The 25,883-nt window shown below is 69.2% G+C and carries 24 protein-coding genes; 3 read left to right on the top strand and 21 right to left on the bottom strand.

Annotated elements, in window-relative coordinates:
* The first annotated feature begins 299 nt into the window (after positions 1-299).
* Positions 300-1,163, top strand: a complete 864-nt coding sequence (locus tag ACPW96_RS19220) for a hypothetical protein (RefSeq protein WP_425885013.1) — start codon at positions 300-302, stop codon at positions 1,161-1,163.
* Here the strand turns inward: ACPW96_RS19220 and ACPW96_RS19215 are convergent.
* The 17 genes from ACPW96_RS19215 to ACPW96_RS19135 all read right to left on the bottom strand — a co-directional run bounded on the left by ACPW96_RS19215 (position 1,160) and on the right by ACPW96_RS19135 (position 18,972).
* Positions 1,160-1,615 carry a hypothetical protein gene (locus tag ACPW96_RS19215; protein WP_425823658.1) on the bottom strand — a complete coding sequence of 152 codons (456 nt, stop codon included), beginning with the start codon at positions 1,613-1,615 and terminating at the stop codon, positions 1,160-1,162. The genes ACPW96_RS19220 and ACPW96_RS19215 overlap by 4 nt on opposite strands.
* Positions 1,612-2,385, bottom strand: a complete 774-nt coding sequence (locus ACPW96_RS19210) for a phage tail protein (protein ID WP_425885012.1) — start codon at positions 2,383-2,385, stop codon at positions 1,612-1,614. Before ACPW96_RS19210 ends, ACPW96_RS19215 begins: the two co-directional genes overlap by 4 nt.
* A gap of 11 nt (positions 2,386-2,396) precedes the next feature.
* Positions 2,397-4,988, bottom strand: a complete 2,592-nt coding sequence (locus tag ACPW96_RS19205; protein WP_425885010.1) for a baseplate J/gp47 family protein — start codon at positions 4,986-4,988, stop codon at positions 2,397-2,399.
* A gap of 2 nt (positions 4,989-4,990) precedes the next feature.
* Positions 4,991-5,437, bottom strand: coding sequence for a GPW/gp25 family protein (locus tag ACPW96_RS19200; RefSeq protein ID WP_425885008.1), 447 nt, complete (start codon positions 5,435-5,437; stop codon positions 4,991-4,993).
* Positions 5,434-5,778, bottom strand: a complete 345-nt coding sequence (locus ACPW96_RS19195) for a hypothetical protein (protein ID WP_425885006.1) — start codon at positions 5,776-5,778, stop codon at positions 5,434-5,436. The genes ACPW96_RS19200 and ACPW96_RS19195 overlap by 4 nt, the downstream gene beginning before the upstream one ends.
* Before the next feature lies 1 nt (position 5,779).
* Positions 5,780-7,324 carry a phage baseplate assembly protein V gene (locus ACPW96_RS19190; protein ID WP_425885004.1) on the bottom strand — a complete coding sequence of 515 codons (1,545 nt, stop codon included), beginning with the start codon at positions 7,322-7,324 and terminating at the stop codon, positions 5,780-5,782.
* The gene (locus ACPW96_RS19185; RefSeq protein WP_425885002.1) at positions 7,321-8,205 is read right to left on the bottom strand and encodes a hypothetical protein; all 885 of its coding nucleotides are present in this window, start codon (positions 8,203-8,205) and stop codon (positions 7,321-7,323) included. The genes ACPW96_RS19190 and ACPW96_RS19185 overlap by 4 nt, the downstream gene beginning before the upstream one ends.
* A gap of 1,155 nt (positions 8,206-9,360) precedes the next feature.
* Positions 9,361-9,858 (bottom strand): phage tail protein, encoded by a 498-nt coding sequence (locus ACPW96_RS19180; protein WP_425823644.1) that lies wholly within the window; start codon positions 9,856-9,858, stop codon positions 9,361-9,363.
* Positions 9,855-11,168, bottom strand: a complete 1,314-nt coding sequence (locus tag ACPW96_RS19175; RefSeq protein WP_425885000.1) for a phage tail sheath family protein — start codon at positions 11,166-11,168, stop codon at positions 9,855-9,857. Before ACPW96_RS19175 ends, ACPW96_RS19180 begins: the two co-directional genes overlap by 4 nt.
* A gap of 22 nt (positions 11,169-11,190) precedes the next feature.
* Complete coding sequence (locus ACPW96_RS19170) at positions 11,191-11,913, bottom strand: carboxypeptidase-like regulatory domain-containing protein (protein ID WP_425884998.1); 723 nt, start codon at positions 11,911-11,913, stop codon at positions 11,191-11,193.
* Positions 11,897-12,559: a hypothetical protein gene (locus tag ACPW96_RS19165; RefSeq protein WP_425884996.1), complete on the bottom strand. Its 663-nt coding sequence runs from the start codon at positions 12,557-12,559 to the stop codon at positions 11,897-11,899. Before ACPW96_RS19165 ends, ACPW96_RS19170 begins: the two co-directional genes overlap by 17 nt.
* A 180-nt stretch (positions 12,560-12,739) precedes the next feature.
* Entirely contained in the window at positions 12,740-13,660 is a 921-nt protein-coding gene (locus ACPW96_RS19160; RefSeq protein ID WP_425884995.1) for a hypothetical protein, read from the bottom strand.
* A gap of 69 nt (positions 13,661-13,729) precedes the next feature.
* A complete protein-coding gene (locus ACPW96_RS19155) occupies positions 13,730-14,620 on the bottom strand; it encodes a hypothetical protein (protein ID WP_425884993.1) in 891 nt (296 codons plus the stop codon).
* Positions 14,617-15,405, bottom strand: coding sequence for a hypothetical protein (locus ACPW96_RS19150; protein WP_425884991.1), 789 nt, complete (start codon positions 15,403-15,405; stop codon positions 14,617-14,619). The genes ACPW96_RS19155 and ACPW96_RS19150 overlap by 4 nt, the downstream gene beginning before the upstream one ends.
* Positions 15,406-15,937: 532 nt before the next feature.
* Positions 15,938-16,516 (bottom strand): hypothetical protein, encoded by a 579-nt coding sequence (locus ACPW96_RS19145; protein WP_425884989.1) that lies wholly within the window; start codon positions 16,514-16,516, stop codon positions 15,938-15,940.
* Positions 16,517-17,072: 556 nt separating this feature from the next.
* Positions 17,073-17,834 (bottom strand): hypothetical protein, encoded by a 762-nt coding sequence (locus ACPW96_RS19140; RefSeq protein WP_425884987.1) that lies wholly within the window; start codon positions 17,832-17,834, stop codon positions 17,073-17,075.
* Between the two features lie 292 nt (positions 17,835-18,126).
* Positions 18,127-18,972 carry a hypothetical protein gene (locus tag ACPW96_RS19135; protein WP_425884985.1) on the bottom strand — a complete coding sequence of 282 codons (846 nt, stop codon included), beginning with the start codon at positions 18,970-18,972 and terminating at the stop codon, positions 18,127-18,129.
* On the opposite strand from ACPW96_RS19135, the gene ACPW96_RS19130 reads away from it, so the two are divergent.
* Positions 18,938-19,240 carry a hypothetical protein gene (locus tag ACPW96_RS19130; RefSeq protein ID WP_425884983.1) on the top strand — a complete coding sequence of 101 codons (303 nt, stop codon included), beginning with the start codon at positions 18,938-18,940 and terminating at the stop codon, positions 19,238-19,240. The two genes, ACPW96_RS19135 and ACPW96_RS19130, sit on opposite strands and share 35 nt — an antisense overlap.
* Positions 19,241-19,366: 126 nt before the next feature.
* On the opposite strand, the gene ACPW96_RS19125 is transcribed toward ACPW96_RS19130, so the two are convergent.
* Both ACPW96_RS19125 and ACPW96_RS19120 read right to left on the bottom strand, forming a co-directional pair.
* Positions 19,367-20,719, bottom strand: a complete 1,353-nt coding sequence (locus ACPW96_RS19125; RefSeq protein ID WP_425884981.1) for an Ig-like domain-containing protein — start codon at positions 20,717-20,719, stop codon at positions 19,367-19,369.
* A complete protein-coding gene (locus tag ACPW96_RS19120; RefSeq protein ID WP_425884980.1) occupies positions 20,716-21,393 on the bottom strand; it encodes a hypothetical protein in 678 nt (225 codons plus the stop codon). The genes ACPW96_RS19125 and ACPW96_RS19120 overlap by 4 nt, the downstream gene beginning before the upstream one ends.
* Positions 21,394-21,794: 401 nt before the next feature.
* Between ACPW96_RS19120 and ACPW96_RS19115 the strand changes: the two genes are divergently transcribed.
* On the top strand, positions 21,795-24,053 hold the full coding sequence (locus tag ACPW96_RS19115) for a CHAT domain-containing protein (protein ID WP_425884978.1): 2,259 nt from the start codon (positions 21,795-21,797) through the stop codon (positions 24,051-24,053).
* A gap of 44 nt (positions 24,054-24,097) precedes the next feature.
* Here ACPW96_RS19115 and ACPW96_RS19110 read toward each other — a convergent pair whose 3' ends face one another.
* Both ACPW96_RS19110 and ACPW96_RS19105 read right to left on the bottom strand, forming a co-directional pair.
* The gene (locus tag ACPW96_RS19110; protein WP_425884977.1) at positions 24,098-24,943 is read right to left on the bottom strand and encodes a transglutaminase family protein; all 846 of its coding nucleotides are present in this window, start codon (positions 24,941-24,943) and stop codon (positions 24,098-24,100) included.
* Positions 24,940-25,872, bottom strand: a complete 933-nt coding sequence (locus ACPW96_RS19105) for an alpha-E domain-containing protein (RefSeq protein ID WP_425821084.1) — start codon at positions 25,870-25,872, stop codon at positions 24,940-24,942. The genes ACPW96_RS19110 and ACPW96_RS19105 overlap by 4 nt, the downstream gene beginning before the upstream one ends.
* Between the last annotated feature and the right edge of the window lie 11 nt (positions 25,873-25,883).

Here is a 25,883-nt window from a genome sequence, read left to right as displayed (position 1 = left end):
CGCTGTCCGGGCGCGCCGGCGCACGCGCGCGCAGGAGTTCTCGCCGGACCAGGAGGATTCAGCCGAAATCGCCCTGCTCCCGCGACATCTCCTGCGCCCGCGACGTGCGGCGCTGACCCCCGGGCTCGCGGCTCGGCCGGCCGCCAGTACACGGGCGCAGGCGGAATGCGCTGGATCAGTACCATTCGGCCGGAGTCGTCCTGATTCCGCGCTCATGTCCTGAAACCGTGCGACCGATGGCTCCCGCTCCCCGGCGACCGCCTCTGGACGCGGCCGACGCTGGGCTCCACACTGGACCCGTGAAGGAGTTGCGCGCCTGGGCGCTATGGGTAGCCGTCGCCGCGATCGTGCTCGCGCTGCTCGTGTGCATAGGCTCGGGGTTCATCATCTCGCCGCCGCCGTTCGAGGAACGGATCCAGTCACTTCGAGAAGACCCGTCGTCGGTGCCCCAAGGCGTCGATCCGACGGATCTGGCGGACCTTGACTCGGGAGATTTCGGCGAGGACGTCGGGGATCCGCCTGGTCTGGCGATTCCCTACCTCGCCCTGCCGAACGGGCTTCTCCTGGTCATCGTCGGGTTGATGGCGCTGCCGTTGCTGATAGGCAATCGGATGATCCCGCTGATAGGCGGGATCCTGAGCGTGCTCGGCGGGCTCGTGGCCGTCATCGCCGGCATCGTCATGGCGATCATCGCCTTCGTCGCCCTGACGATCATGGTGTCGCTGTTCCTCGCCGCGCCGTTCGGCACCCTGGCCTATCTCGCGATCTTCGGGTTCTTCGACACCGGAGCATCCGCCGTGATGCTGGGCCTGATCATCTTCTTCCAGCTGGCGGCGATCGTCTTCCTGATCGTCGCGCAGCAGAGCATGCTGGGCAACAAACGCCTCGTGTTCTGGTTGCTGCTGACCGTGCTCCTGACCTTCCTGACGATGATCCTGCACTCGATCGTGCCGGTCATCCTGGTGAGCATCACGGATGCTCTCGGGGCGATCATCATCGCCATCGTCGGCGCGATCTGGGGGCTGCTCATGCTCATCGGCGGCATCATCTCGCTGATCAAGCAGCTGAACCTCGGGCGCCAGGGCGGCGGCCCGCTCAGAGAGCGCGAGGCTTCGAACCCCCTGACGTCGCGAAACCCGACGCCGACGAGCGGGTCGGGTTAACCCTCCTCGACGAGCCGCACGGTGCACCCCCCTGGGGAGTCGCACGTCAGCAGGAGCGTCGTCTCCGCGTCGTAGATCCGGATCGGGGTCGGCTCCGGGTCCAGGCACGACAGAGCGTTCTGGTCGACCACCCGATCCGGGTAGTCGCGGCCCCTGGTCTCGACACCAACGTTGCCGGGACCGGGATTGCAGAGGATGATCTGCGAGGGCGCCTCGAGCTCGATCGCGCATCCGGTCGGAGGAACGGAGAATCCCGGGATGTCCTCGTCGGCGCACTCCTTGCCGGCAATGTCCTCGAACACGACCGTCGGGCGGGGGATGAGCCAACCCAGCCCGCCCTCCACCCCGTTCCGGGCCTCGTCGGGGTCGCCCTGAGGACGCAAGCCTCCGTAGAAGAGCACGAGCACCACCGCGACCGCGATGGCGACGAGCACGATGATCATCACCTTCACGTCGGACGCTCCTCAGGCGCGGGGGAAGGCGCCCGGGAAGGCTCGGGCGCCGTGGGCTCCGGCACGGCGACCGGAACAGTGGCGGGTGTGACCACCACGACGGGCGGGGGCGGCGGTTCCGTGACTCCTGTGAGGACCGGCGCCGGCTCGCTGCCGGGGAATGACGGCTCGGGCGGTGCCGCGGGCCCGCGGACAGGGAGCGTGGGCGGCGCGACGGGTTCCTCCGGCTCCGCCGCCGGAGCGACCGATCCGTTCTCGAAGACGACTTCGGCGGTCACATGCGCCGGCTTCTCCTGCTGGACGATGCGCTTGACGAGCACCTGGTGGACGGCCGCCTCCTTGGGAAGGGTGATGACCACATGGAACGGACGTATTCGACCGGCGGCATCCGTCACTTCTTCGTCGATCCGGACGCCACTTACGCCGGTCGCCAACTCGAGGGCTTCCCGTAAGCCCTGCGCGGTTCCGCGAAGGCGGGAGAGGTGGGCGGCGGCCGCGACGACCTGACGCAGCCGCCCGACGCCCGAGTCGAAACCTTCGGACGTCTCATCGAGCCATCGGGCGAGGTCGACCCATCGCGCCAGGAACGGCACGAAGCGGTCGGGGGTGCGCTGAGGATCGAAGTAGTCGGGAAGCTGCGCCAGCACCTCCTCGACGGGGTCCTGCAGCTGCGCCATCACATCGAGCAGCGTGGCGATCGGCGTCCCCGCCACGATGGTGCGCTGGTAGATCTCCGGGAGGAGCTTCGCGATCCGCTCAGCCTGCATCATCGTCCTCGATTTCAGCCTGCATCGTCGTACTCGACCGTGATCTCGTGGGCGCCCGGGGCGAACAGCCAGTTCGGCGGAAGCGAGACCTCGTCGCCGAAAGCCGAGGGCGATGCGAGGCGCCACGTTCGTCCGTCGGCGCTGCGGAAGACTCCGTCGGGACCGCCGCACAGGGCGAGCGGGGGACGAGCGTCGTTCGCTGCGATGGTGAAGAGCGCCTGGAAGGTGCCGTCCTGGCGGAGCGGCAGCCCGCAGTCGCGAGTGGGGGTCCGCCAGCTGCCGCCGTCCTGCCGGGGGTTGGCCACCGCGATGCCGGCGCGCTCGGTCGCGGCCAGGACTGTCTCGCCGATGAACGCGATGTCGCGGCAACTTCCGCCGGTCCACTTCGCGCCGGCGGGCGTCCACCCCTTGGCGTCGAGCTGCACTCCGAGCACCTCGACGCGTGACACGCCCGCCCCCTCTTCCTGGCCCGTCGCATACGCCCCCGCGTAGAGGTAGCGCCGGTTCGCGATCTCGAGCGTGCGGAGCACGCGGGTGTCCTGGTTCTTCAGACCGGTGTTCAGGAACGTCCCCGGGCGTCCCTCCGCGAAGGACACGAACACGCCCTTGAGCTCTTGGGCAGCCGCAGCGACGCAGAGGGCACCGGACGGATCGACGGAGGTCGTGACGGCGTAGAAGCCCAGGGCGGCATCTTCCGCGACGACCAGGATGCGGTCGCCGACCGCCTCGCCCTGCAGCGGCTGACGGAAGAGGCCGGCGTCCGTCGCGAGGAAAGCGTGGGGCTCGCCGTCGATGAGCGCGAGCGCGACGTCCTCGACGTGCGAGTCGAACTCGCGGATGCGTGCCCACGTCTCGCCGTAATCCATCGACACGTGCACGGCACTTGACTCGGTCTCGCCCACCCGAGCGGCCGCCACGACGCAACCGGGCGCTTCGCGCAGGACCGCCAGGCGTTCCACCGTCTCGCGCTCGAACCGGGAGACGGCCACCCACCCCGTCGAGTCATCGACAGTTCGGAAGACCTGCTCGCCGCTCGCCGAGAACCACGTCTTCCGCTGATTGGGGTCGCGGACGAGGGAGGGGACGATCCCCGGTACATCCTCGACGATGAGGGTGACATCCGACACGTAGCGCACACCGCGCTCGCTCTGCAGCACGTCGTAGACCTTCGCCACCCGCAGGTGCTCGCCGAACGGCCAGCCGGTCTCGGTGCCGACCGGCACGGGCGAGAGCACCCGGTCGAGTCGGTCGCGAAGCCGGCGCTCGATAGCGGTGCGGTCCTCTGCACGGTGCACCACGACTGACGCGCGCACGAGGGTGCGCTTGAACCCCGCCCACGAGACCCGCACGCGTGTCCCGATCGGCTGCCGGGATCGGAGAGCCTCGGCCAGGCGATCGAGGACGTCCGGGCTCATCGCCGCCGCGAGCGCGTCCCCGCTCACGCCCGTGTCTCCCGCGCCGGCGGGAACCACGTAGACCTGGACCTCGCCCGGAGGCGCCCCCACCCACGCATCCGCACGCGTCACGGCGCGCGCCCGCGAGACGCCGCCGCTCGCGGCCACCGCGAACTGCTCGTAGTCACGTGCGGTGACGACCCGGTCGAGAGTGTGGATCGACTGCGGGCCGCGGATCATGGCGTTCTCGAGGGTCTCGCGGTCGCGCCCGCCCGTTGCAGCGCCGGGGTTCGTGACGGTGACTCCGGGTACGGCGTCCTTCAACGTCGTCAGGGTGCCGGCCGCGACATTGCCGTTCGCTCCTCCGCCGTGGCGATACCACACCGCGATGCGGCGACCCGGTCCCGGAACCTCGGCGAGCGCGATGGGCTGCGCGGTCAGGCGCCCGGTGGCGGCCTCCGTCGCCGGGCCGCCGACTGCGGTGTCCGCGATCTGGGCCGCAGGTGCGAACATGATCACACCCTCCGCCCGGTCGACGGTATAGAGGTGTGCCTCGCCTTCGGGGCCCGGAGGGGCGCCGAAGTGCTCGACCTCCGTCCAGATCCGGTAGGTCACCCCCTCCGACAGACGGGCGGGCTCGCGGTTCTGCAGTTCGCCCGGTTCCGCCTGCACTCCGACGATGAGGTCGAAGACATCGCCCGTCGGCAGCGAGATGGGGGGATGCGCGACCCGGACGAGCTGGCCGGGCTTACCGGTACCGCTTCCCAGGTGCTCGCCGTCGACCACCTCGCCTGCGTAGGCGCGCACCGTGGCGCTCTGCTCGCCGACGGCGATGCGGGCATCGGCGGCCGTCGAGAACACCGGCGAGCCGGCATCCGATCTCACCGTCGCGACGCGGCTTCCGCGCGGCACGACCACCTCCGCCGTCGCGGGCGCCGACAGAGAGAAGACGAGATCGACCGATGCCGCGGCGGGCGGAAGGACGCGCACCCCGATCAGTTCCAGGAACTGCACGAACGCCTTCTCGGGTATCCGGTTGACCCGGTAGAGGAGCGTGTCCGTGAGGTACGCGAACACCTCCAGAAGGGTCACCCCGGGGTCACCCGGCGAAAGGTCCGTCCACTCCGGACTGCGCGCGGCGATGAGAGCCTTTGCATCAGCCACGAGCCGGTCGAAATCGCGGTCGTCCAGGTTGGGGATCGGAAGCGGCATGTTCAGACACCTCCCTGCAAGGGCACATCGGCGACGAGCCGGTCGGCCGGCCCTCCGATACGCGGACGGTAATCGAGCGTCACCTGCAGACGTTCGGGAGCATCGGGGACGGGGCCCGCATCGACGCCGAGGATGACGACGCGTGGTTCGAAACGTTCGACGGCTCGTCGGACGGTGTGCTTGGCGAGACCCGCCGTGGTGTCATCGTTCGGCGAGAAGAGCAGCGCGGCGAGGTCGCAGCCGTAATCGGGTCGCATGATCCTCTCGCCCGGCCGCGTCGACAGCAGCAGAATGAGCGCCTGGCGGATCGCCTCGGCGTCGCGGACCAGTTCGACGCGCCCGTTCGGGCCGACCGACAGCCCCGGCAGGGCATCGTCGAGGTCGGGATGCCCGAACCGCCACGCCGTCCACACGGGCGGCGTTCGTCTGGTGGGGACCTGGATCGTCATGGCGCCTCCGTCACGAGCGTCTGTCCCGGGTGCTGCACCCGGTACTGCACCTGTCCCTGCGGGGTGCCGTCGGTCAGCCCGGCAAGGTCTGCACGGACGATCGGCTTGCCCGCGATCGTCACGTATCCCGAGTGGCCGCGCTGAACGTTCACAGTCACTGTGCACGGCTTGATCCCGATGCTGAGGTTGGGGCATCCCCCGATGGAGCGGCCGATGGGGTCGCCGTCGGTCAGCACCGGCTGCCCGCTCACGAAGACGAAGTCCTCCGGGGCTTTCAGGTCGACCCTGCCGAGCTTGTGCTCGCAGCGGATGTCGGCGTCTCGGGTCACCCAGAACCACATGTCACACCTGCTCCAGTTCGATCCGATCGGCCTGCAGCCGCAGAAGGTGCCCGGGAGCCTCCAGCACGAGATCGCCGGCCGCGTGAACGACGATGCCCGCCGCGGTGAGTTCGACGCGGCTGCCTCCCTGGTTCGCGAGAACGATGCTGTCGCCGTCGGCGCTCAGCCGAAGCGACTGACCGGTCGGAAGCCGCAGACCGTAGACGCCGACCGCTCCGTCCACGACGCCTACTCCAGGTTCGCCCGCGTCGGACGTGCGCAGTCCGCCGAGGACGACGCCCCGGCCCGGATCGCGGGAGTCGTGCGCGACGACGACCCGGTCCCCGATATCCGGCTGCAGGGCGAGCCCCTTCGTCTCGCCCGCGCCCAGCGCGAGCACCGGGAGCCACTCGGACTCCAGCCCGTCGTACGCCGAGAGACCCACGCGTACGCGGCCCCTCGCGTCCGGGTCGTCGATGCGCAGCACCTCCGCGACCGTGATCGCGGACGCCTCGCGCCCGGGTGATTCGTCCAGCCGGCGCAGCAGCCGAAGATGCTCGGGCGTCGTGGTCGTCACGGTGCAGGTATAGCCCCCGAACGGATCCACGACGTGGTCGGCGGCGAGTAGCACGAACGAGCCGGATGCCCCGGATGTGAGCCCGTCGACCACGAGCGTCGTTCCCGCGGCGACGGCGGGGTCACCCTCGATCACCGCCCGCAACGATCGTCCTACGGCGGTGTCATCGGCGGCGAGTCCGCGCGCCAGCGCGTCGAGGTGCGTAGTGCCGGCGGTCATCGCCCCGCCGAGGACGGCTTCCCTCGCTCCCGGTGCCGCAGTGTCGGCATCCGCGGAGCCCGTCGCGACGTCCCCCGTCACGGGATCCCACCCCAGCACGCGCCAGCTCGAGCGGTTCGCCAGCGAGCTTGCCGTCACTGTTGCCTGCAGGAGCGTTTCGCCATACGCAACGCTGACCTCCTCGCCCGCGCCGCCGGTCCCGAACAGCTCGATAGTGCTTCCCGACGCATCCACCCGCCACCACAGGCCGGCACGGCGGGTGACCGACGTCAGAAGATCCAGCGCGGACCGGCCGTCCTGTACGAGGCGGGGAATGCGCGGCCCTTCCTCCGGCGCGTCCACGTCGAGCCCTGTACCCGACGCGAGTTCTCGCACGAGCTCGGATACCGATACGTCGACGAACACCCGAAGTTGCGAGTCCCCCCGCAGCCGGTGCGCGGCGTCCTGACAGCGCGCCGTGACCTGCAGCGTGCCATCCGCACCGAAGTCCTGCTCCACGGAGACGATTTCGCCGGTGAAGAGTGCGTCCGAGAATCCCTCGACGGATGCCTCTACCGCCGCCCCGAGAGCGAGGATGCTCTCCAACGCCACCGCATCGGCAGGGTCTTCGAACGTGATGGCGCACGCCGCCGGCGCACTCACCTCGCGGCGAACGCGGATGCCGGCGAGGAGGGCGACTCCGACGGCGTCGATCTCGTCGCCGTCGATGCGCAACGTCACGCCGGGGACGCGATGCGGTCCCATGGCGGCCACGGCTGCGGGGTCGGTCATCGCGGCCCTTCCGTCGGGAGGTTCTCCGGAGCGGACGGGATGATGAGGTCGCGACCGGGCTCGGGCCAGATGACGTCGTCCAGCAGGTTCACCTCGGCGATCCAGCGCCAGAGCGCGGAACGGCCGCCGAAGTAGCGCGCAGCGATCTGGGGGAGGGTCTCCCCGCCGGCCGGGGGGCCGCCCGCCGGCGACGGGCCCGCGCCTATCACGGCATGGATGGCGGCCGGCGCGGCGGCCGCCGCTTCCGCGGCGGCGGCCCCGGGGATGGTGACGGGCACGGGGGTCTCCGGAGCGGGAGGATTCGGGTCGGGCACACGAACGAGGCGCATGCTGAGCCAGGATCGCTTCGGCGTTCCGCTCGCATCGAACTGCTCGAACCGCTCGGCGAGCGCCTCGACGACGGCGAGGACGTTCATCTCCTTGCCGAGCACCATCCGAACGTGCGGTACGCCACGACCGCCGTTCGCCGAGTTCTCCGCGAGCTGCCACAGCGGCCTCGTGTGATCCCGGACATCCCGGCGGATCGGCGGCGGCGCGACGGCAGCCGGCGGCGGGGGGCCGGGCTCCGTCGGTCCCAGTTCGCCCAGTTCGACCTCGCTCGGCGCGCCAGCCCCGCCCTCGGCCGGGATCGGGGAAGGAGGTGGCGGCACGATGGGCGGCGGAAGCAGGCCGACATCGAACAGCAGCTGGAGCTCGATCTCCGTCCGCCCGCCGCCGGTGTGCAGCAGCGGAGAGTCAGATCGTGCGGGGCCGGCGACGATGCCCGCCCCGCTGCGCCGCGGGGCGAGCCCGGCAATGCGGCGCTGCACGATGTGCTCCGGGTTGAGCATGCACGTGATCCGCTCACCGGTCTCCTCCACGATGAATGCGACCCGCTCCATCACGTGCTCCGCTGTTCATCGACGAGCACGTCAGGCTGGACCACCGACGCCCAGGCCAGACCGCCTACGACGTCGCCGGCGATCGGACTCCATCCCGACGGCGGCAATTCTGGCCACGGGGCCGGTGCCGAGGCCGGAGGTGACGTGGTGCGGATGGTTTCGCTGGTGCGCACCGCGGATGAGACCTGCGGTGCGGGCGATCGGCGGTGGGGTTGCGCGGCCACTGCTGCGTCGCCGGCCGATGCCGGGAAGGGAAGACGACGCGGCGGGGGCGCCTCGTCCCGCTGCGGAGAGGACGGCGGACGGGTGGCCGGCGGAGTATGGGATTCTGCGCCCCGGGCCGGCTCCACAAACGCGGTCCGCGTCTCGAACGGGACGGAGGAAAAGGGTGCGGGCGACTTCGTGTCACGAGAAGACGGTGCAGCCGAACCGATGTCCGCGGACGCCTCGCGCCGTTCTCGCGCGGAACTCGATCCCGCTTCGGGCGATGGCGGCGGCGGGGAAGTGACCTTCGCGAATGCCGGAGCCGCAGACGCCGCATCCGGGCCCCGCCCCGCCGGCGCCTCTCGTTTCCGGCTCCCGTCGGGAGACCCGTCTGCGGTGGCCGGCCCAGGAACAGAGGGGCTCCACGCAGGCACGCGGCTCGGAGGGGCGGTGATGGGACGGGAGGGCGGAGGAACATCCGACTCGTCCCGCCTCCGGCGGAAGTGCACGCGCGTCGGCACCGGCCGCCCGCCCGGCAGTTCCGCGGCCGTAGGAGCGCCTCGCCCGGCGGCCCGACGCGGCGAAGGGGGCTCCGGGGCGGCCGGCGCGCCCCGGCTCTCGCCGTTACGATCATGAGCCGGCTCGGACGCCTCGTTCCACGACGAGAACGGGGTTTCCGGTTCGGCCTCCTGCTGGCTGTCCGGCACCTCGAACGAGAACCACACGGGATTGCGCGCGGCGACGTAGGCGGCGAGGGCCGGATCCACGCCCGCGAGCCGTGGATCCGCGGTGGGCGCCGGTGGGGCCGGTTGCCGGCCGCGGCCGAGCGAGCGGAGGCCGTGAGCCAGCGCCTCGGCCCCGTCTGCGAGGGCGTCCACCCCGTCGGCGACGCGGTCGATCGCGGTCCTGCCGGCGGCGACCAGCGTCCTCCACAGACGCGGCCGACGCCACTCAGGCATTGCCGGAACCCACCCTCTCGATGCCCTCGTACTTCAGCCCGAACTCGTGGATGTACACCTCGCGGCCGGTGGCCTGAAGCTCTGCGCCGGCGTAGCTCACGGGGAACGACCCGGCAAGATCCCATTGGACGACCGGCGTGGTTCCGCGGGAGTCGAGGAGGATGATCGAGACCGCGAGCCGCCTGATCTCGCCGCGGAGCGTCGCGGCGAACCAGTCCCAGAGCTCGGTCTGGCGGGTGAGCCCCTGCCGGAGATACAGCGTCTCGTAGTTGGCCAGCGTCGGGATGTGGTGCACCACCTGGGACTGACCCGCCTCGCGATACTCGACCGTGTCGATCCGCACCCGCGGACCCGAGCACTGCGTGAAGTGCCCGACCGCGAGGTTGCCGATCACGAGCTTGAAATTGCTTGCTCCGAACGGTGCCTCGAACAGGGGCTGGGCCGCGGCAGGAGCCGCCGGCGCCGTGGGAGCCGCCGATGCGTCGCTCACTGTGCTTCCTCTCCGCCGGCGCTGCCGGCCACGTACTGGCTGACTTTGAAGACGATGAACTCGGCCGGCTTGACCGGTGCCATCCCGACGAGCGCCGTCAAGATGCCCGCGTCGATGTTCTCCGGAGGATTGGTCTCTGCGTCGCACTTGACGAAGAACGCCTCGCGTTCCGTCGCTCCGAACAGCGCTCCGTCGCTCCAGAGGCGGCGCAGGAAGGCGACGACGTCACGACGGAGGAGGTTCCAGAGCGTCCGGTCGTTCGGCTCGAACACGACCCAGTTCGTGCCCTGCTGAATCGACTCCTCGGCGAAGGCGAAAAGCCGGCGCACTGGCAAGTAGGTCCACTCGCTGCCTCTCTCAGCCCTCGTTCTGGCCCCCCAGATCTTGATGCTTCCGTTCATCATCCGGATGGCATTGATCCCCGAACTGTTGAGCAGCCCCTGCTCGCTCGGGGTCAGAGCGTACTCGAGGTCGACCGCGCCGCGAAGCGTCTCGTTCGCGGGCGCCTTGTGCACGCCGCGACTTCCGTCTACACGAGCCCACACACCGGCCACATGGCCCGACGGTGGTGCCAGCACAAGCTTGCCGGTAACGGGGTCGACGATCCAGACGTAGGGGCCGTACTGCGCCGCCCAGTCCGTCGCGCGGGCGGCAGAACCCTCTTCGCTCGGGCCCCCGCCGGGGCCGCCGCGCCGGCCGGGCGCGGGGGGTGGAGGAGGTGTCTCGTCTGCCCCTTCGGTATCCGATTCACCCTCGGCCTCCGACTCCCCTTCGCCGGACGGTGAAGTGGCGGAGCCGGATGCCGACGAGCTCGATGACGCCGACCCCGATGCCGTCGCCGCCCGAGTCAAGGTGTTCAGATCGCGGATGCCGGACGGGAAATCCAGCACCGCCACGCGGTCTTTCATCCCTTCGCAGTGGCTGATCACGGCTTCGTACGACACGGCATCCGTGAATCCCGGAGCGGCGACGATTGCGATCTCGTCGATGGGCTCGAGCGCTGAGATGCCCCGCTGCGAAGAAGTGCCGCCGACGGAACCGTCCTTGCCGATGTTCAAGACGTAGCAGCGTTGACCGCCGTTGAGGAAGAACCCGTGCACGGCGAGCCCCAGATCCGAGCTCGGCCCGGGACCCGCGAACAGGTTCGTGTACTGCGTCCAGTTGTTGACGGCGGTCGGCACGCCGACCGGTGCGTCGGGATTGTCGGCCACCCCGATGAGTGCGGCGACGTTGGTACCGACGCCTTCGATCGGTTTGGGCCCTGCCAGGAGTTCTTCGACATAGACGCCCGGCGTGAGGTATTGGGGCATTGTCGTCCTTTCTCGGTGTCGATCAGTCGGATTCAGGAACAGGCAGCGTGAGGTCACCGACGTTGCCGCCGGCATCCGCGGAGGGCGCGTCGACGGTTGCCGTGACGGATATGCCGCGGGCGCGGATGCTCAGGACGAGCGGACCGCCCTCGACCGTGGCGACTGGAAGGCGGAACCTTCCGCGATGATCGGACATCACCCAGGCACCGGAGTCGGTGAAGGCGACCCGCGCCGCGGCGAGCGGACGGCCGTCGGATGCGACGACCCGGCCGTTGACCACGCGCATGTGCACCGGCACCGTGCGGAGCGGCTCGCGCACCAGCGGGGCTGCGGGGCGGTCCAGGATGCGCCGCACGGGCACGCGCAGGATGAAGGCGGGTGCCGGCGGCCGGGCGAGGGCGCGCCAGAGTCCGAGGCTCGGGCCCGACGCATCCATCGGCCACTCGCCGTCGGATCTCGCCGACAGCGCCAGCCCGCTCGTGATGCCGGCAGCCTCGAAGACCGGGAGCCCGACGGTCGTCACGAGCACGCCGAGCGAGAGCTCGGCACTGCTGATGTACCGCCGGTCCGGTCCGGACGCCGGCGCCGCCTCCAGTTCGAGGGGACGGAGCAGAACGGCTCCGTCGCCCTCGTGCTCGTCGTCGAAATCGTGGATGACCGGGAGGTCTGCGACCGCGCGCGCCCACTGCCCCACCGGGTCGAGGGCCCGGGCGAAGTCGTCCCCTGATTCAGGGTTCGGTGCCATATGCCCACAGCTCCATCGGAGTCGCGAAGTAGATCCAGCCCCAGAAGCCGGGTACCGCCGACGTGGCGGGCGCTCGGAACCAAGCCGTGTCGCGCACTTTCGCGAGTCGGAGGATGAGACCGATGGTGAGGGACCACACGCATTGGAAGAGCGTCAAGATCACGTAGGAAATACCCACGAGCGGAAGAAAGATCGGGCCGAGGATGCGCGCCTGCAGCAGGTGCACCCGTTCGTGATTGCCGGCACCGCCGATATTGACCGTTCCGAGCGTCTGCAACACGGTCACCCCGAACCCGGAGGCCCCGCGCGCCTTGTAGGAGACCCATTCCTTTCCGGCGCTCAGCGACGTGGACGGGTTTCCGAAGAACGGATAGATGATGTTGCCCACCACCGCCCCGAAAAGCGTGTTGGGCAGCGACCAGGTGTGATCGAGTACGAGCAGCAGCCATCCGCGGGCGGTCGTCAGCTCGTAGCTGCCGAGGATGCCGGCCATGATGGCGAGGAGCAGGGCGATGCCGCCGACGACTATCAGCACCCACGGCTCCCGCAGAGCAGGCCACAGTACCGAGGCAGCGAGGCAGGCACCCGTAGCCAGCGCGACCGCGACCACGGCGGTCAGCAGGGTGCGGACGAATGGGTTTCCCATGGTGGGCCTACCCCCTCCGGGCCGTGCGGTCGACGCGGGCGCGCGCGCCGGCGCCCATCGCCGCCGCGACAGTCGGCAGACCTCGCGAGTTCCACACCCACTCGCAGCGCCGCGTCCCTCTGGTCGCCACGGCCACAAGGTAGCAGTCGCCGTGCGGCGGCACCAGAGGCGCACTCGTGACTAGGTGGCGCCCCGTTCCCACACGATGGCGGAGATATCGTGCGTGCCGCTCGCCGGGTTGGCGGGGTCCATCGTCAGCAGCGCCATACGTTCCTGATCTGTGAATCTCACGCACAGAAACGAGGTCTCCTCCGGCGGGATGCGCAGGGTCTCTCCCTGCGTGTAGCCCGCCGCGGCGTCACAGGCTTCAAAGGTGCCTTCGTCGACGAACGCCAGGAACCGGCTGTCGTACCCGACGACCGACAGGAAGCCGTCCGCCTCCATGTTGCCGACGAACAGCAGGTCGATGATCCTGTATTCGTCGGAGTAGTAGTCGCCGCGCTCGCCCTCATCGACGTCGAACATGAGGTTGTTGAACGCGACGAAGTCATACTCCCCATAAACGTCGTGGGTGGGGCTCGGTGCTGCTGACGGGGACTCGGATGGGGTGGTCTCCGGGTCTGATGTCAGGAGCCTCCACACGAAGATGCCCCCTTCAACCAGCAGGATCAGTACCACCGCGAGGATGACGATCCACCACGGGAACCTGCGCTTCTTCGGGTCGGGTACCTGGAACGCCACCGTGGGACCCGACACCACCTGATCCGGCGCCTCCTCCAGCGCCGCGCCCACCACGAACGAGAACGCCCCCGCCGGAACCTTCTCCGGCACCTTCACCGCCACATCCACCGTCGCCGTCCCGGCCACCGGCATCGCCCGCTCCGACTCCCCCACCACCTGGAACCACGATGCGTCCGCCCCCGCCCCCGGCAGCACCAGCACCCGCGCCCGCACCGGCCGACCCGTCATATTCGACACCGTGAACGACCCGGAACCCGAACGCCCGGCATCCAGCGCCACCGACGCCGGCCCCGCCACCGCGAACGGCGGCCCCTCAGCGGCCGCCGGACCCACCGGCCCGAAACCCTCACCACCCGACATGGCCACACCGTACCAGCGAGGCCACGCGAACACGCGATGCGGCCCGAACCGAGTGTCGCCGGGGAAGGACTACTCCCACACGGTGAAGCGAACCTCACGCGTCTCATCCGGCAGCGACGCTTCGAACTCGAGAATGGCCGCGTGTCCGCCACTGGTGAAGACGCACACGATCGCGTCGTCATCGGATTCCGCTATGGCGATGGATCCGGATCCGAGCACCACCTCACGGCAAGCTTCGAAGGTCGGATCGGCGACCAGGCCCACACCCCGCGTGGTGCCGCTCACGATCGTCGGCGAGCGCACGGTCGTGGCGGGACTCAAGTCGGTGTCGGAGAGTGACACATCCACGATTCCGTCCATGTCCAGGTCCTCCTGCATCGACGACTCGTCGACCAGGAAGTCGTCGCGGTTGAAGACGGGCCGCGTTGTCGACGCCGCCGTCGCAGAGGGTGACGGGGCGGGGTCGCGCCCCTCAGGACGTGTGAGGGAGTAGATCAGGATGCCGCCACCGGCGAGCAGCAACGCCGCCACCGCAGCGAGGATCACGATCCACCACGGGAACTTCCGCTTCTTTGGGTCGGGTACCTGGAACGCCACCGTGGGACCCGACACCACCTGATCCGGCGCCTCCTCCAACGCCGCACCCACCACGAACGAGAACGCCCCCGCCGCAACATTCTCCGGCACCTTCACCGCCACATCCACCGTCGCCGTCCCGGCCACCGGCATCGCCCGCTCCGACTCCCCCACCACCTGGAACCACGACGCGTCCGCCCCCGCACCCGCCAGCACCAGCACCCGCGCCCGCACCGGACGACCCGTCACATTCGACACCGTGAACGACCCCGCACCCGAACGCCCGGCATCGAGACTCAACTGCGACGGACCCCCCACGGCGAAGGGCGGACCCGCAGCGTCCGTATGCCCCGACGGACCGAAACCGTCGGTGGAACCGCTCATGCCGTGTCCTCCCACACCACGAACACGAATGTGTGGGAATTGCCAGTCATGTCGGCGGGAAAGAACCTCATCGCCGCCATCCGGCCCTCGTCGGTGAAACGCACGCACACTACTGTGAACTCGTCGACAGGCAGAAGAATGCTCTGCTTCTCGTCGTCGTCATAGTCCGGCGCGGACTCACAGGCGCCGACGGTCGCATCCTCTGCGATGGAGACTCGGGCGCCGGGTGCGAAGGCCGAGCCGCTCACCCCGACCACCGAGTTCGAGAACCACGGTGAGGAGAAACGGACGTCGGCGCCTCCCTCCTCCCCGTCCAGGTCTTCGCCCCCTCCGTCCAGATCGAAGTCCATTCCCCCGAAGGCCTCATAAGACCCCTCGTTGACTTTGGACCACGCGGCTGTCGGGCGCGTGAGATTCCAGATCAGGATGCCGCCGCCGACCAGCAGCAGCCCCACCATCGCAACGATCAGAATCCACCAGGGGAACTTCCGCTTCTTGGCCTCCGGCACATGGAAGGCCACGGTGGGACCCGACACCACCTGATCCGGCGCTTCCTCCAACGCCGCACCCACCACGGAAGAGAACGACCCCGCCGGCGCCTTCTCCGGCACCTTCACCGCCACATCCACCGTCGCCGTCCCCGCCACGGGCAACGCCCACTCCGCCACGGCCGACGGCGCGGTTTGCGGAGGCTGCACAGCCTGGCCGGCGATGGCGAACCATGACAGATCAGCGCCCACGCCCGGACGGACCATCAGCCGCGCCCGCACGGGACGCCCCGTCACGTTCGACACTGTGAAGGATGCCCGGCCCGCTCGGGATCCATCCAAGCTCAGCTCCGAGGGCCCCCCGACGACGAATGGCGCCGCATCAGCGGCACCGGGCCCCAGCGGCCCGAATCCCTCAGCACCCGACACGGCCACAACGTACCACCGGAGTTCGGCGTGCGCGTCGCGACGCTGAGGACGTGTCGCGGCTAAGAGTCTTGCGGTCGGTCAGCTCAGCGAAGGCTGCCGATCGGAACAGGAGGACTTTCGTCGCTACCGGCCCGCATCGCTTTGGCGGGACGGGCCCCGCGCCCCGTCCGAATCCATCGGCGTGTTCGACGGTGACCCGCGGTGAGAGGTCCAGCGCGCACCGTCGTCCCGTCCTGTGCGTGGCACCAGCGACCACGCCCGCACCATCCCATTCGACACCGTGAACGACCTGGCACCGATCCGCGAGGCGCCCAACCCCATTGCGACGGTCCTGCGTGATCAAGGGCGCGGCCTCTGTCCGACCGCCTTCGACGATCCCAAACCCTCATGCGCGACATCGTCAGGCCTGTCGCTCCCAGATCGTGTAGACAATGGTCCGCTCAGCTTCCCCCGCGACCTGCGGCGCGATCTCCAAGACGCCGAAGTGACGCGCACCCGTGACGAAGCAGACATACACAGCGAATGGCAAGTCGGGGACCGATGCATAGGTCGTGACTTCCGGATCGGACGTTGCCTCGACACACGTGTCGTAGTCACCATTCGCGACGACGGCCACGCCGGCGGACGTGGTGCTGTTGATGTTGAGGGGCAACAGTCCGGGGACACCGTTGCTGTAGACATCGTCGTCGAAGAAGCACAGGTCGCTGCCGGGAAGGAACTTGCAGTTCAAGTTCGGCCATACCTCGGGCTTCTCGAAGTCGACCATGGTGTTCCCCACGGGGACATCGAGGGACTCGCTGGCCAGCACTTCCGGCGTCGGGGTCGGCGTCGGTGTCGGCGACTGGCTCATTGCGGGGTCATCGGGCCTGGTCAGCGCCCAAATCAACGCAGCTCCGCCCAGCAGGAGCACCACCGCGGCGACGATCACGATCCACCACGGGAACTTGCGCTTTTCCTCGGTCGGCACCTGGAACGCCACCGTCGGTCCTGACACGATCTGATCCGGCGCTTCCTCCAACGCCGCACCGAGAGCGAATGACGCGGCGCCCGCCGGTGTCTGAGCCGGCACTCGCACCGTTACGTTGACGATGGTCGTGCCGGCGACGGGCAGTGCCCGCTCCGCCGCCGCGGACGGTCCGACCGACTCGGCGGGCAGTTGCGAACCGCCCGAAGGTAGCGACTGCTGGCCCTCTCCCGCGACGTGAAACCAGGATACGGCGGCTCCCGCGCCCGGTTGCACGAACACCCGCGCCCGCACCGGTCGTCCCGTCACATTCGACACCGTGAACGACACCGTCCCCGTCCGCGCCGCATCGAGCGCCAGTTGTGACGGGCCGCTGACGACGAACGGCGCAGCCTCTGCCGCACCAGGACCCGACGGCCCGAACCCCTCTGAACCAGACCCGCTCACGGCGTCAACGTACCACCGGCCGCGTAGCCGACACGACGGCGAATCGAGAGTTCATCCCCGACCCGACCTCGTGGCGCGCTCGCATGTCATGCGGCTGGCCCGAACGCGGTCGACGGGAGACGAGTCATTCGCCCGCCTCCCAGGTTACGAAGTCGACGACATAACCCCCGGATCCCGCCGCGATCGTCATGACGACCGGCCGCCCTTCGCCGGTGGATCGAACACAGACGAAGAGGTCGTCTTGCTCGGGCAGGACGTCGATGGTCTGGGCTTCGTCGTCGGTGTAGCCGGTGGCCGCCTCGCACGCTTCGAATGTCGGCTCTTCCACCTCAGCGAGCCGTGCCTCCTGGAGCCCTCTCAGCAGAAGCTCGCCAGAGCCGGCTCCTTGAGAGAAGAGGACGTCCGGCGAGGCCTTCGGACGAGACGGGTCAGACCGTTGCCATTGCTCCCCCGTGTCGAGATCGACAACGATCTCCGGCGCCGCGATGACGACGAACCCGCTGTCGAAGACGACCGGGCCGTCATCCGTTCGTGGCGGTCGAGTGAGGTTCCAGATGAGGATACCGCCGCCGACCAGAAGCAGCAGCCCCCCGACCGCGACGATCAAGATCCACCACGGGAACTTCCGCTTTTTCGGCTCCGGCAGCTGGAACGCCACCGTCGGACCCGAGACCACCTGATCCGGCGCCTCCTCCAACGCCGCTCCCACCGCGAAAGAGAACGGTCCCGCCGGTGCCTTCTCCGGCGCCTTCACGGACACATCCACCGTCGCTGTCCCTGCCACCGGCAGGGCTCGTTCGGAATCCCCCACCACGTGGAACCACGACAGGTCCGCCCCCGCACCCGGCAACACCAGCACCCGCGCCCGCACCGGACGGCCCGTCAAATTCGACAGCGTGAACGACCCCACACCCGAGCGCGCCGCATCTAACGCCACCGAAGCCGGACCTGCCACTGCGAACGGCGGACCCTCAGCGGCCACCGGACCCACCGGACCGAAATCGCCACCCGACGACATGGGCACACCGTACCGCAGGCGGCGGGCTGAGACCAGTTCTCCGCCATCACCCCCGCTTCGCTTGCCGACGAGGCTCAGCTGGGGCTGATCCGTTGTCCGGAGGGCGCCTGCTCGCCGGGGCGCGTCAACGCATGAGAACGGCGCGCGCCGGCCCGTCAGCTCAGCGCAGCCCCCGGATGGGAACCCGAACGTCGTCGGACCCCCCGCGAGGGATGACGGCCGAGACGGGTCCATCTCCCAGCCCGGATCCATCGGTCTCAATGACGGTGACCCGCCCTACTCTGTCGCGAGTGCAGGCCTTTCCCACAACTGGCGAAGGCAGGCTCACCGTGACTTCGTCCTCAGCCGTTACCTCTGCGGATTCAATCACCAGCGGGCAACTCGAACTTCCGAACGTGAGCAGGACGAAGTCGTCTGACGAGAACCACCCTGCGCTCCGTGCGAGACCGGATGAGCCGTCGGAAGGAGATTCACCATCCGGGTCGCCCGGTAGTGTGACGAGCCCTTCGTAGTCACCCCTGAGAACTATCCGGTGATCCTCCGTCATGTTCAGCTGCTCCGCCGGAATCGCCAGAGATGCTCGCAGCGCCCCGTCGGCGGAGCAACTCTCGTCGTCCTGATCCAACAGCTCGATTTCGAGCGTGTCAGCTGCCTCGGTGATTTCACCGACGGTTGGCGCGCACGTGGCACCGCCCTGCGTCACGATGGCCACAGCTCGGCCATCGCTGAGCCACGCCGCCGCCGGCAAGGCCGGCGCGGGACTGGGAGGAGGAGGAGTGCGTGTCAGGTTCCAGATCAGGACAGCGCCGCCAGCCAGCAGTAGCAGCGCCACCACCGCGACGATGGCGATCCACCACGGGAACCTCGGCTTCTTGGGCTCAGGCACCTCGAACACGACCGTCGGAGAGGAGACAACCTGATCCGGCGCCTCCTCCAGCGCCGCACCCAGGATGAAAGAAAACGAGCCCGCCGTGGCCTTCTTTTCCACCTCGACGGACACGTCCACCGTCGCCGCCCCTGCCACCGGCATCGCGCGCTCCGACTCCCCGGCGATTTTGAACCACGACGCATCCGCCCCCGCGCCAGGCAACACCAGCATCCGCGCCCGCACCGGCCGCCCCGTCACATTCGACACCGTGAACGAGCCCGCACCCGCACGCGAGCCATCCAGCGTCACCGCCGACGGACCCGCCACCGCGAACGGCGGTTCACCGCTCGCCACCGGATTCACTGGTCCGAAGCCATCGACCGATCCGCTCACGGCGACACCGTAGCACCGGGCACATGGCACTCGACAGAGGGAGCCCGCGTAGGCGATGGTCCCGAGACCGTGTGCACCCAACGTCGTCTGCAGTCGCCGATCGAATCTTGCCCGACGGTTGGCGTACGAACGGGGCCCCTTACTCCACGCAGTACTCGACGGTCACCGTTGCCGGACCTTCGATCCCGTCCTTGCTGGCGACGATCCGAGCTGTTCCGTAGGTCACCGCACCCACCAACCCCCCTTGGTCGACGGTGGCGATGCCGGGGCTGAGGGAGTTCCACTTCAGGGCCTCGATCGGTCCCTCGGAGTTGTCTTCGTAGGTGCCGACAGCGGTGAGCTGAATTTCTCCGTTCTGGCAGATCGTTTCCCCGTTCGGGCGGACGGTGATCCTTACGAGGCGCGGCGGAAGTACATGCACCGTTGCCGGTGGGCTGGTGAATCCGCCTACGGTCGCCGTGATCGTGGTGATGGTGCCGGGTCCGGAGAGGACGGTGACGACGCCAGCATCATCGACCTGCACCCTCTTAGTGCTGGGCTTCCATGCGACCTCGCCCTCGAGCGAACCGGAGGTGCCGTCGCTGTATTCGCCGATCAGGGTCAACTGTCGCTTCTCGCCAACCCGCATCTCAACCGAGTTCGGCTCAATGCGAACGCCGGCCAGCTCCGCCGGTTCCTCCGGATCCACCGGATCCACCGGATCCACCGGATCCACCGGGTCCACCGGGTCCACCGGATCCACCGGGTCCACCGGGTCCACCGGATCCACCCTCACCGTCACCGTGGCGGTGCCCTCAACGTTGCCCTCGCTGGCGCTGATCAGCGCCGCCCCGGCCGCAACCGCGTGAACGTGACCGTCCTGGTCGACCGTGGCCACAGCGTCGTCATCCGACGCCCAAGTCACAAGCGAAGTGAGGTCGGCCGTTTCTCCGTCCGCGTACGTCCCCGTGACGGACAGAGATACATCGTCCCCGGCCAGGAGCTCCGACGCGGGCGGGTCGACCGCGATCTCGACCAGTTCGGAGTCGGGTACCGGAACCACGATCAGGGTGGCGATTCCCAGGACTCCGGACCGCTCGGCAGTGATGGTGGCGGCGCCTGGAGCGACCGCGACCACCTGTCCGTTGGTCACCGTCGCGACGGTCGGGCTGGACGATCGCCATATGAGGTCCGTCCCCGGCTGGGTGGATCCGTCGGAGCGGTGAACGGTCGCGTCGAGAGTGAGGGAATCCCCGGGGATGAGCGTCTGCTCATCGGGGTCGAGGACGATCGACGTGACACCGGGCGACACGACCCCGCTGGCGGCGGGGTGAGCCAGCACGAGCCCCGCGACGACGACGACCATCACCGCCATGACCGCAGCGTATATGCGGCGAAGACGCGCCGCGTACTTCCGAGCGCCGAAGGACACCGACCGCTCGAGGTTCACGGGAAACTCGTCCGCTCGCTCCCGGGCATAGTCAATCAGCGCCCGCCGATCCACCTCGTTCATCGCCCGCCGCCCTCAATGCTTCTTCCGCCGATGATCGCCTGAGCCGAGCGCAGATCGGCCGCGATATCTTCGAGCGGGCGCTCGGTGATGCTGGCCACCTGCGCCAGTGGCAGCTCGGCGAACTCGCGCAGCACGACGACGGTACGCTGCGCGAGCGTGAGCGATGAGAGCGATCCGGATGGCGGCATAGGGGCCGGGGGATCCGGCGAAGGACCTTCTGTCCATCTCTCGTGCGATTCCACCAGATGCACGAACACGCACATGACATAGGCGCGAATATGCGGGGTGACGGGCCCCCGCCATTCCGCCGCCGTCTTCGCCCACGCGGCTTCGAGGAGCGCTGCGGCAACCGCGGGGTCTGCACAGAGGAGCTGGGCGTACAGAGTGAAGTCGCCCCTCTGCGAGGTGAACGCGTGGAAGAGCTCCTGCTCCCGGTCGCGCAGCGCCGTGCTCACCCGGATACCGGAGGGAAAGCCGAATTCGATGTCGCGAATGGCGGGGAAGAGCACTGCGGCGAACAGCGCCGCCGTTCCGAGGCCGAGGACGACCAGTCCCGTGATGTTGAAATCGCGAAGGGCTCCGAGGACGAATCCTGCGACGATAGCCGCGATCGCGAGGACGGCGAGTATGACGCGCTCCGGCCTGATCGCGGCGCGGAATGAGCGAGGCGGCACCTCACACATGGGCTTTGGCACAACTAAACGGCACCGAAGACGCGCCCGACAGCGCCGACGACGGCACCCCACCAGCATCCGGACCCACCGGATCGAAATCCTTCGACCCGCTCACGGCGTCACCGTACCACCGGCAGCCCACCTGCAATAGGCACAAGGCGGTGGGCGAGGCACTTCACCTGCGAGGGATATCTGTCGGAATCGCCTCTGTCTCGTACGGCCGCAATCTCCTGGCTCCCATCCGTTCGCTTGGCGCGGGGTGACAACCGACGGCCGGGCAGCGGCTGACGCGAACCGATGCTCGTCTCCGCGGGCGAGTGCGGGCCACTCGCCCAGGCCGCCGCGTATCAGGGGCGCTTTCGGCCGCCTCTTCTCGGTGTCATCATCGTCACGAGGGTTCTATGGATGCGGTCATCGAGCTGGAGATACGGGCCGGAACAGCCGACGGCTCGTTCGACGTGCGCGTCGTGCGGTCTCTCGCCGGTGGGGACCCTTCCGCGACGATCACTCTCGACATCGACGAGATCCTCGGTGACCTTCCCCGGATCGAGTCCAGTGTTCTGGCGTCCTCGGTGCGCGCCCGGCGGGTGATGACGAACAGCGAGTCCGCCATCCAGGAGATCGGCGTGCGGCTGTTCGAGGCGGTCTTCTCCGGTCGTATCGGCGCCGCATACCGCTCCAGCGCCGCCGTCGCGTCCGAGCGCAACCTCGTGCCGCGCGTGGCCCTGCGCCTCGTCTCACCCGGCCTCGCGGCGCTCCCCTGGGAGGCGATGTACGACTCCGAGGCGGGGCGCTACGTCAGCCGCAAGGAGCCGCTCGTCCGCCGCGTGTCCTCGCCGTTCAGCGCCGAGGCACCGCCGGTTCAGCCGCCCCTGCGGATCCTCGGGCTCGTCTCGTCGCCGCGCGGGCTGCAGGTGCTCGACGTCGAAGCCGAGCGGGAGCGCCTCGAGCTCGCACTCCACGACCACATCGAGAAGGGCAGCGTCGAGCTCGTGTGGCTGGAGGATGTGACATGGAGCGGGGTCCAGAACATGCTGTTGACGCAGCCCTGGCACGTGCTGCACTTCATCGGCCACGGTGGCTTTGACGAGCAGACCGACGAGGGGCTCGTCGCCCTGGTGGGCCGGGACGGCCGCGCGGAGTTCGTGACCGCGAGCAGTCTGGCCGACCTGTTGAACGAGGCCGACCCGCAGCCCCGCCTCGTCGTACTGAATTCCTGCCAGTCGGGTGCGACCGGGACATCGGACCTCTTCGCCGGCACGGCGGCCTCCCTCGTGCGCAGCGGCATCCACGCGGTCGTGGCCATGCAGTTCGCGATCAGCGACGAGGCCGCGCTCGCCTTCTCTCGCAGCTTCTACGTCGCACTCGCGAGCGGACGCCGCATCGACGAGGCGGTGCGCAGCGGCCGGATCGGCATCCTGGGCATCGCGCGCGACACCCTCGAGTGGATCACTCCCGTCCTCTATCTGCGCGGGGACGGCGCGCGTGTGCTCGATAAGGCGCCGCCGCGTGTTCCGGGAGCCGATACCGGTCATGCGCCTCCCGCTCCCATACCGCCGGAAGGCCCGGTCGTCGGCGTGGCGACGCGGGGGCCGGCGTCCGATCCGCTGAATTTCGGACCGTCATGGGCCGGGACGGATGCCGAGCCGGATGCCGAGACGTCTCTCTTCGTCTCGCCCGAGGAGCCGCCACCCGGCCGTCCGGTCGGGCTCGCCTCGGCCGGCCTCGCCTCGGCCGCTCTCGCAGGATCGGCTGCGCCGGCTGCGCCGGCTGCGGCGGCACCGGCTGAATCAGGCCAAGAACCACGACCGGCACCCGAGGCGGCGCCGGAAACGCCCGCGGTACCGCCACCCGAACCCACGCCGGAGCCTGCCGCCGAGCCGGCGCCCGAACCGGAGCTTGCCGCGCCGGCAGCGGGATCCGAACCCGCCCCGGGCGCGCCCGCCGAGCCGGCACACGAAGCACAAGCCGACGCCCGACCGGAAGCCACCGCCGTCCCGGTCCCGGCACCACGCGCAGACGCCTCCCCACCCCCGAAGGCGCCCGCGTCCGACGCACCGCCACCTCCGCCGCCTCCGCCGCCCGTGCCCGCCGCGCCGACCCCACCCTCCACGCCACCCGGGTCGCGCCGCCGCGTGGCGATCATCGTCGCCATCGTCGCCGTCCTGGTCCTCGCCCTGGCAGGCGGCGTCTGGGCAGCGTTCGCGCTCCTGAACCTTCCCCAGGTGGTCGCAGAGGAGACAGACGCCCCATCGCCCCCCACTCCCGAACCGACCGCGACGGTGCTCCCGGCGGTGTCGCTGGCGGTGCCCGGCACCGTGGCCTGGACCGACACGGGCGTGTCCTGCGCCGCCGGCGACGAGTTGGCCATCACCGCTGAGGGGACGATCAATCACGCACCGCCGGCCGACGCCACGGCTTCACCTGACGGGCTGGCCGATCCCAGCTATCACCAGTACAACATCGCAGAGCTGCCGGACGCGCCGCACGCCGGTCTGATCGGCCGCCTCGGCCAGCAGTCGCCGTTCTTCATCGGGTCGAGGGCGACGTATGTCTGCCCCGAGAACGGGACGCTCGCTCTGGGGATAAACGATGCAGGCACGGCCAACAACGGCGGAGCGTTCCAAGCGACCGTGATCAGGACGCAGGTCCTCGACTGACCGTCCTGCTCGCGGGCTGACCGCGCTTCCCGATCGAGTCGCGGCTACGCCTCGCGCGTGATCGTCACCTTGACGAAGAGCTGGCTCTTGAAGGGACCGGCGTAGACGCCCCGCAGCGGCGGCACGTCGTTGTAGTCGCGGCCACGTCCGACGAGCACGTGACGGTCCCCGATCTCGATGTTGTTGGTGGGATCAAAGCCCCACCAGTCACCCGAGAACCATTCGACCCACGCGTGCGACTCGCCCGTCACGGCCTCGCCGACTCCCGCATTCGGACGCGGGTGCAGGTAGCCCGAGACATACCGCGCCGGGATGTTGACCGAGCGCAGGGCGCCGAGCGTGATGTGCGCGATGTCCTGACAGACGCCCTTGCGCGCCTCCCACGCCTCCATCGCCGTGGAGTGCACGCCGGTGATCCCATGCATGTACTCGACGGCATCCCCGATCGTCGTCGCGATGTCGTGCGCCGCGCGGCTGGGGTGCTCGTGCCGCGCCGCGATGGTCTGCGCGAGCTCGACGACCTCCGAATGCGGACGCGTGCGGTGGGTCTGCACGAGCTGCTCGACGGTGTCGATGACACGAGCGGACTCGGTCGCGAGCCGATCCCACGAGATGTCGGCGTGCTCGATCGGCCGCGGCCGCACCTCGACCAGGCTCCGGGCGGTGATGTTCAGCTCGGTGTGCGGGGAGAGCACATCGAAGGCGCTGACGCGCGTGCCGAAGTAGTCGACGTACGCGTTGACGGATGTCGAGGGGTGGATGTCGAGGGACGAGCTCAGCACGAATTGGCTGTCGGTCGTACCAGGGAGCATCCGCGCCTCGTTGTACGACGCCGAGACGTCGCCGAGGTAGCGGAATCCCGTGGCGTGCTCGATGCGGAGCCGTTTCAAGAGATCTCTCCGATCCAGTTCGGTTCGGCCTGCGTCGGGAAGAAGCGGGCGCGGATGGCCTCGGATGCCTCGCGGGTGACCTTCTGCACCTGGTCCATGTGGTGTGGCAGCTCGCTCAGGATCTCGCTGATCGGGCGGTACTCGAGGTCGTTGCGGATGCGGCCGAGGGCGCGCAGCACCTGGTTCGAGTGACCCACGCGGTCCTGCCCGGGGTCGATGGCACTCATGCAGTCCTCCGCGCGCGAGATGGAGTAGATGATCGAGCGGGGGAAGAGGCGGTCGAGCAGCAGGAACTCAGCCGCGTTGCGGGCGCTCGGCATCCCGCGGTAGGTGCGCAGGTATGCCTCGTACGCCCCGCACGACCGGAGGATGGTGGTCCACGAAGGGCCGGACGCCTGGGTCAGCGACCGCGTGGCGAGCATCCGCGCCGTCATGTCGGCCCGTTCGATGCTCCGCCCGAGCGTGAAGAACTGCCAGGCTTCGTCTCGGCTCGTGGAGGAGTCGACGATGCCCACCGCCAGCGCCGCGCGCTCGCGCACCCACTTGAAGAACTCGTGCACCTTCTCGGTCTGCAGGCGCCGGGGCATGCCCGCATTCGTCGTGTTGAGGCACTCCCAGAGCTCGGAGGAGACGATCTCCCGCGCCCGGCGGGCGTTCTCCCGCGAGGCGGTGAGCGAGTAGGAGATGCTGGCCGGGTTCATCCGATCGACCGCCAGTCTCGAGAGCACGTCCTCGCGGCGCACGATCGTCCCCGCGTCGGCCTTCGTCGAGCCCATGACCAGGAGCAGCGAACGGCAGGCGGTGTCCTCGTCGATCCATGGATCCTCGAGCAGCAGCTGCAGGTGCACGTCGAGGATGCGGGCGGTCCCGTCGCTGCGTTCGATGTAGCGGCCGATCCAGAACAGGCTTTCGGCGATGCGGCTCAGCATGAGCCGTCCTT

Origin of the sequence: Micromonospora sp. DT81.3 (genome assembly GCF_049847225.1) — a bacterium.
Taxonomy (GTDB): domain Bacteria; phylum Actinomycetota; class Actinomycetes; order Actinomycetales; family Microbacteriaceae; genus Microbacterium.
This window is presented reverse-complemented; position numbering and strand designations above follow the sequence as displayed.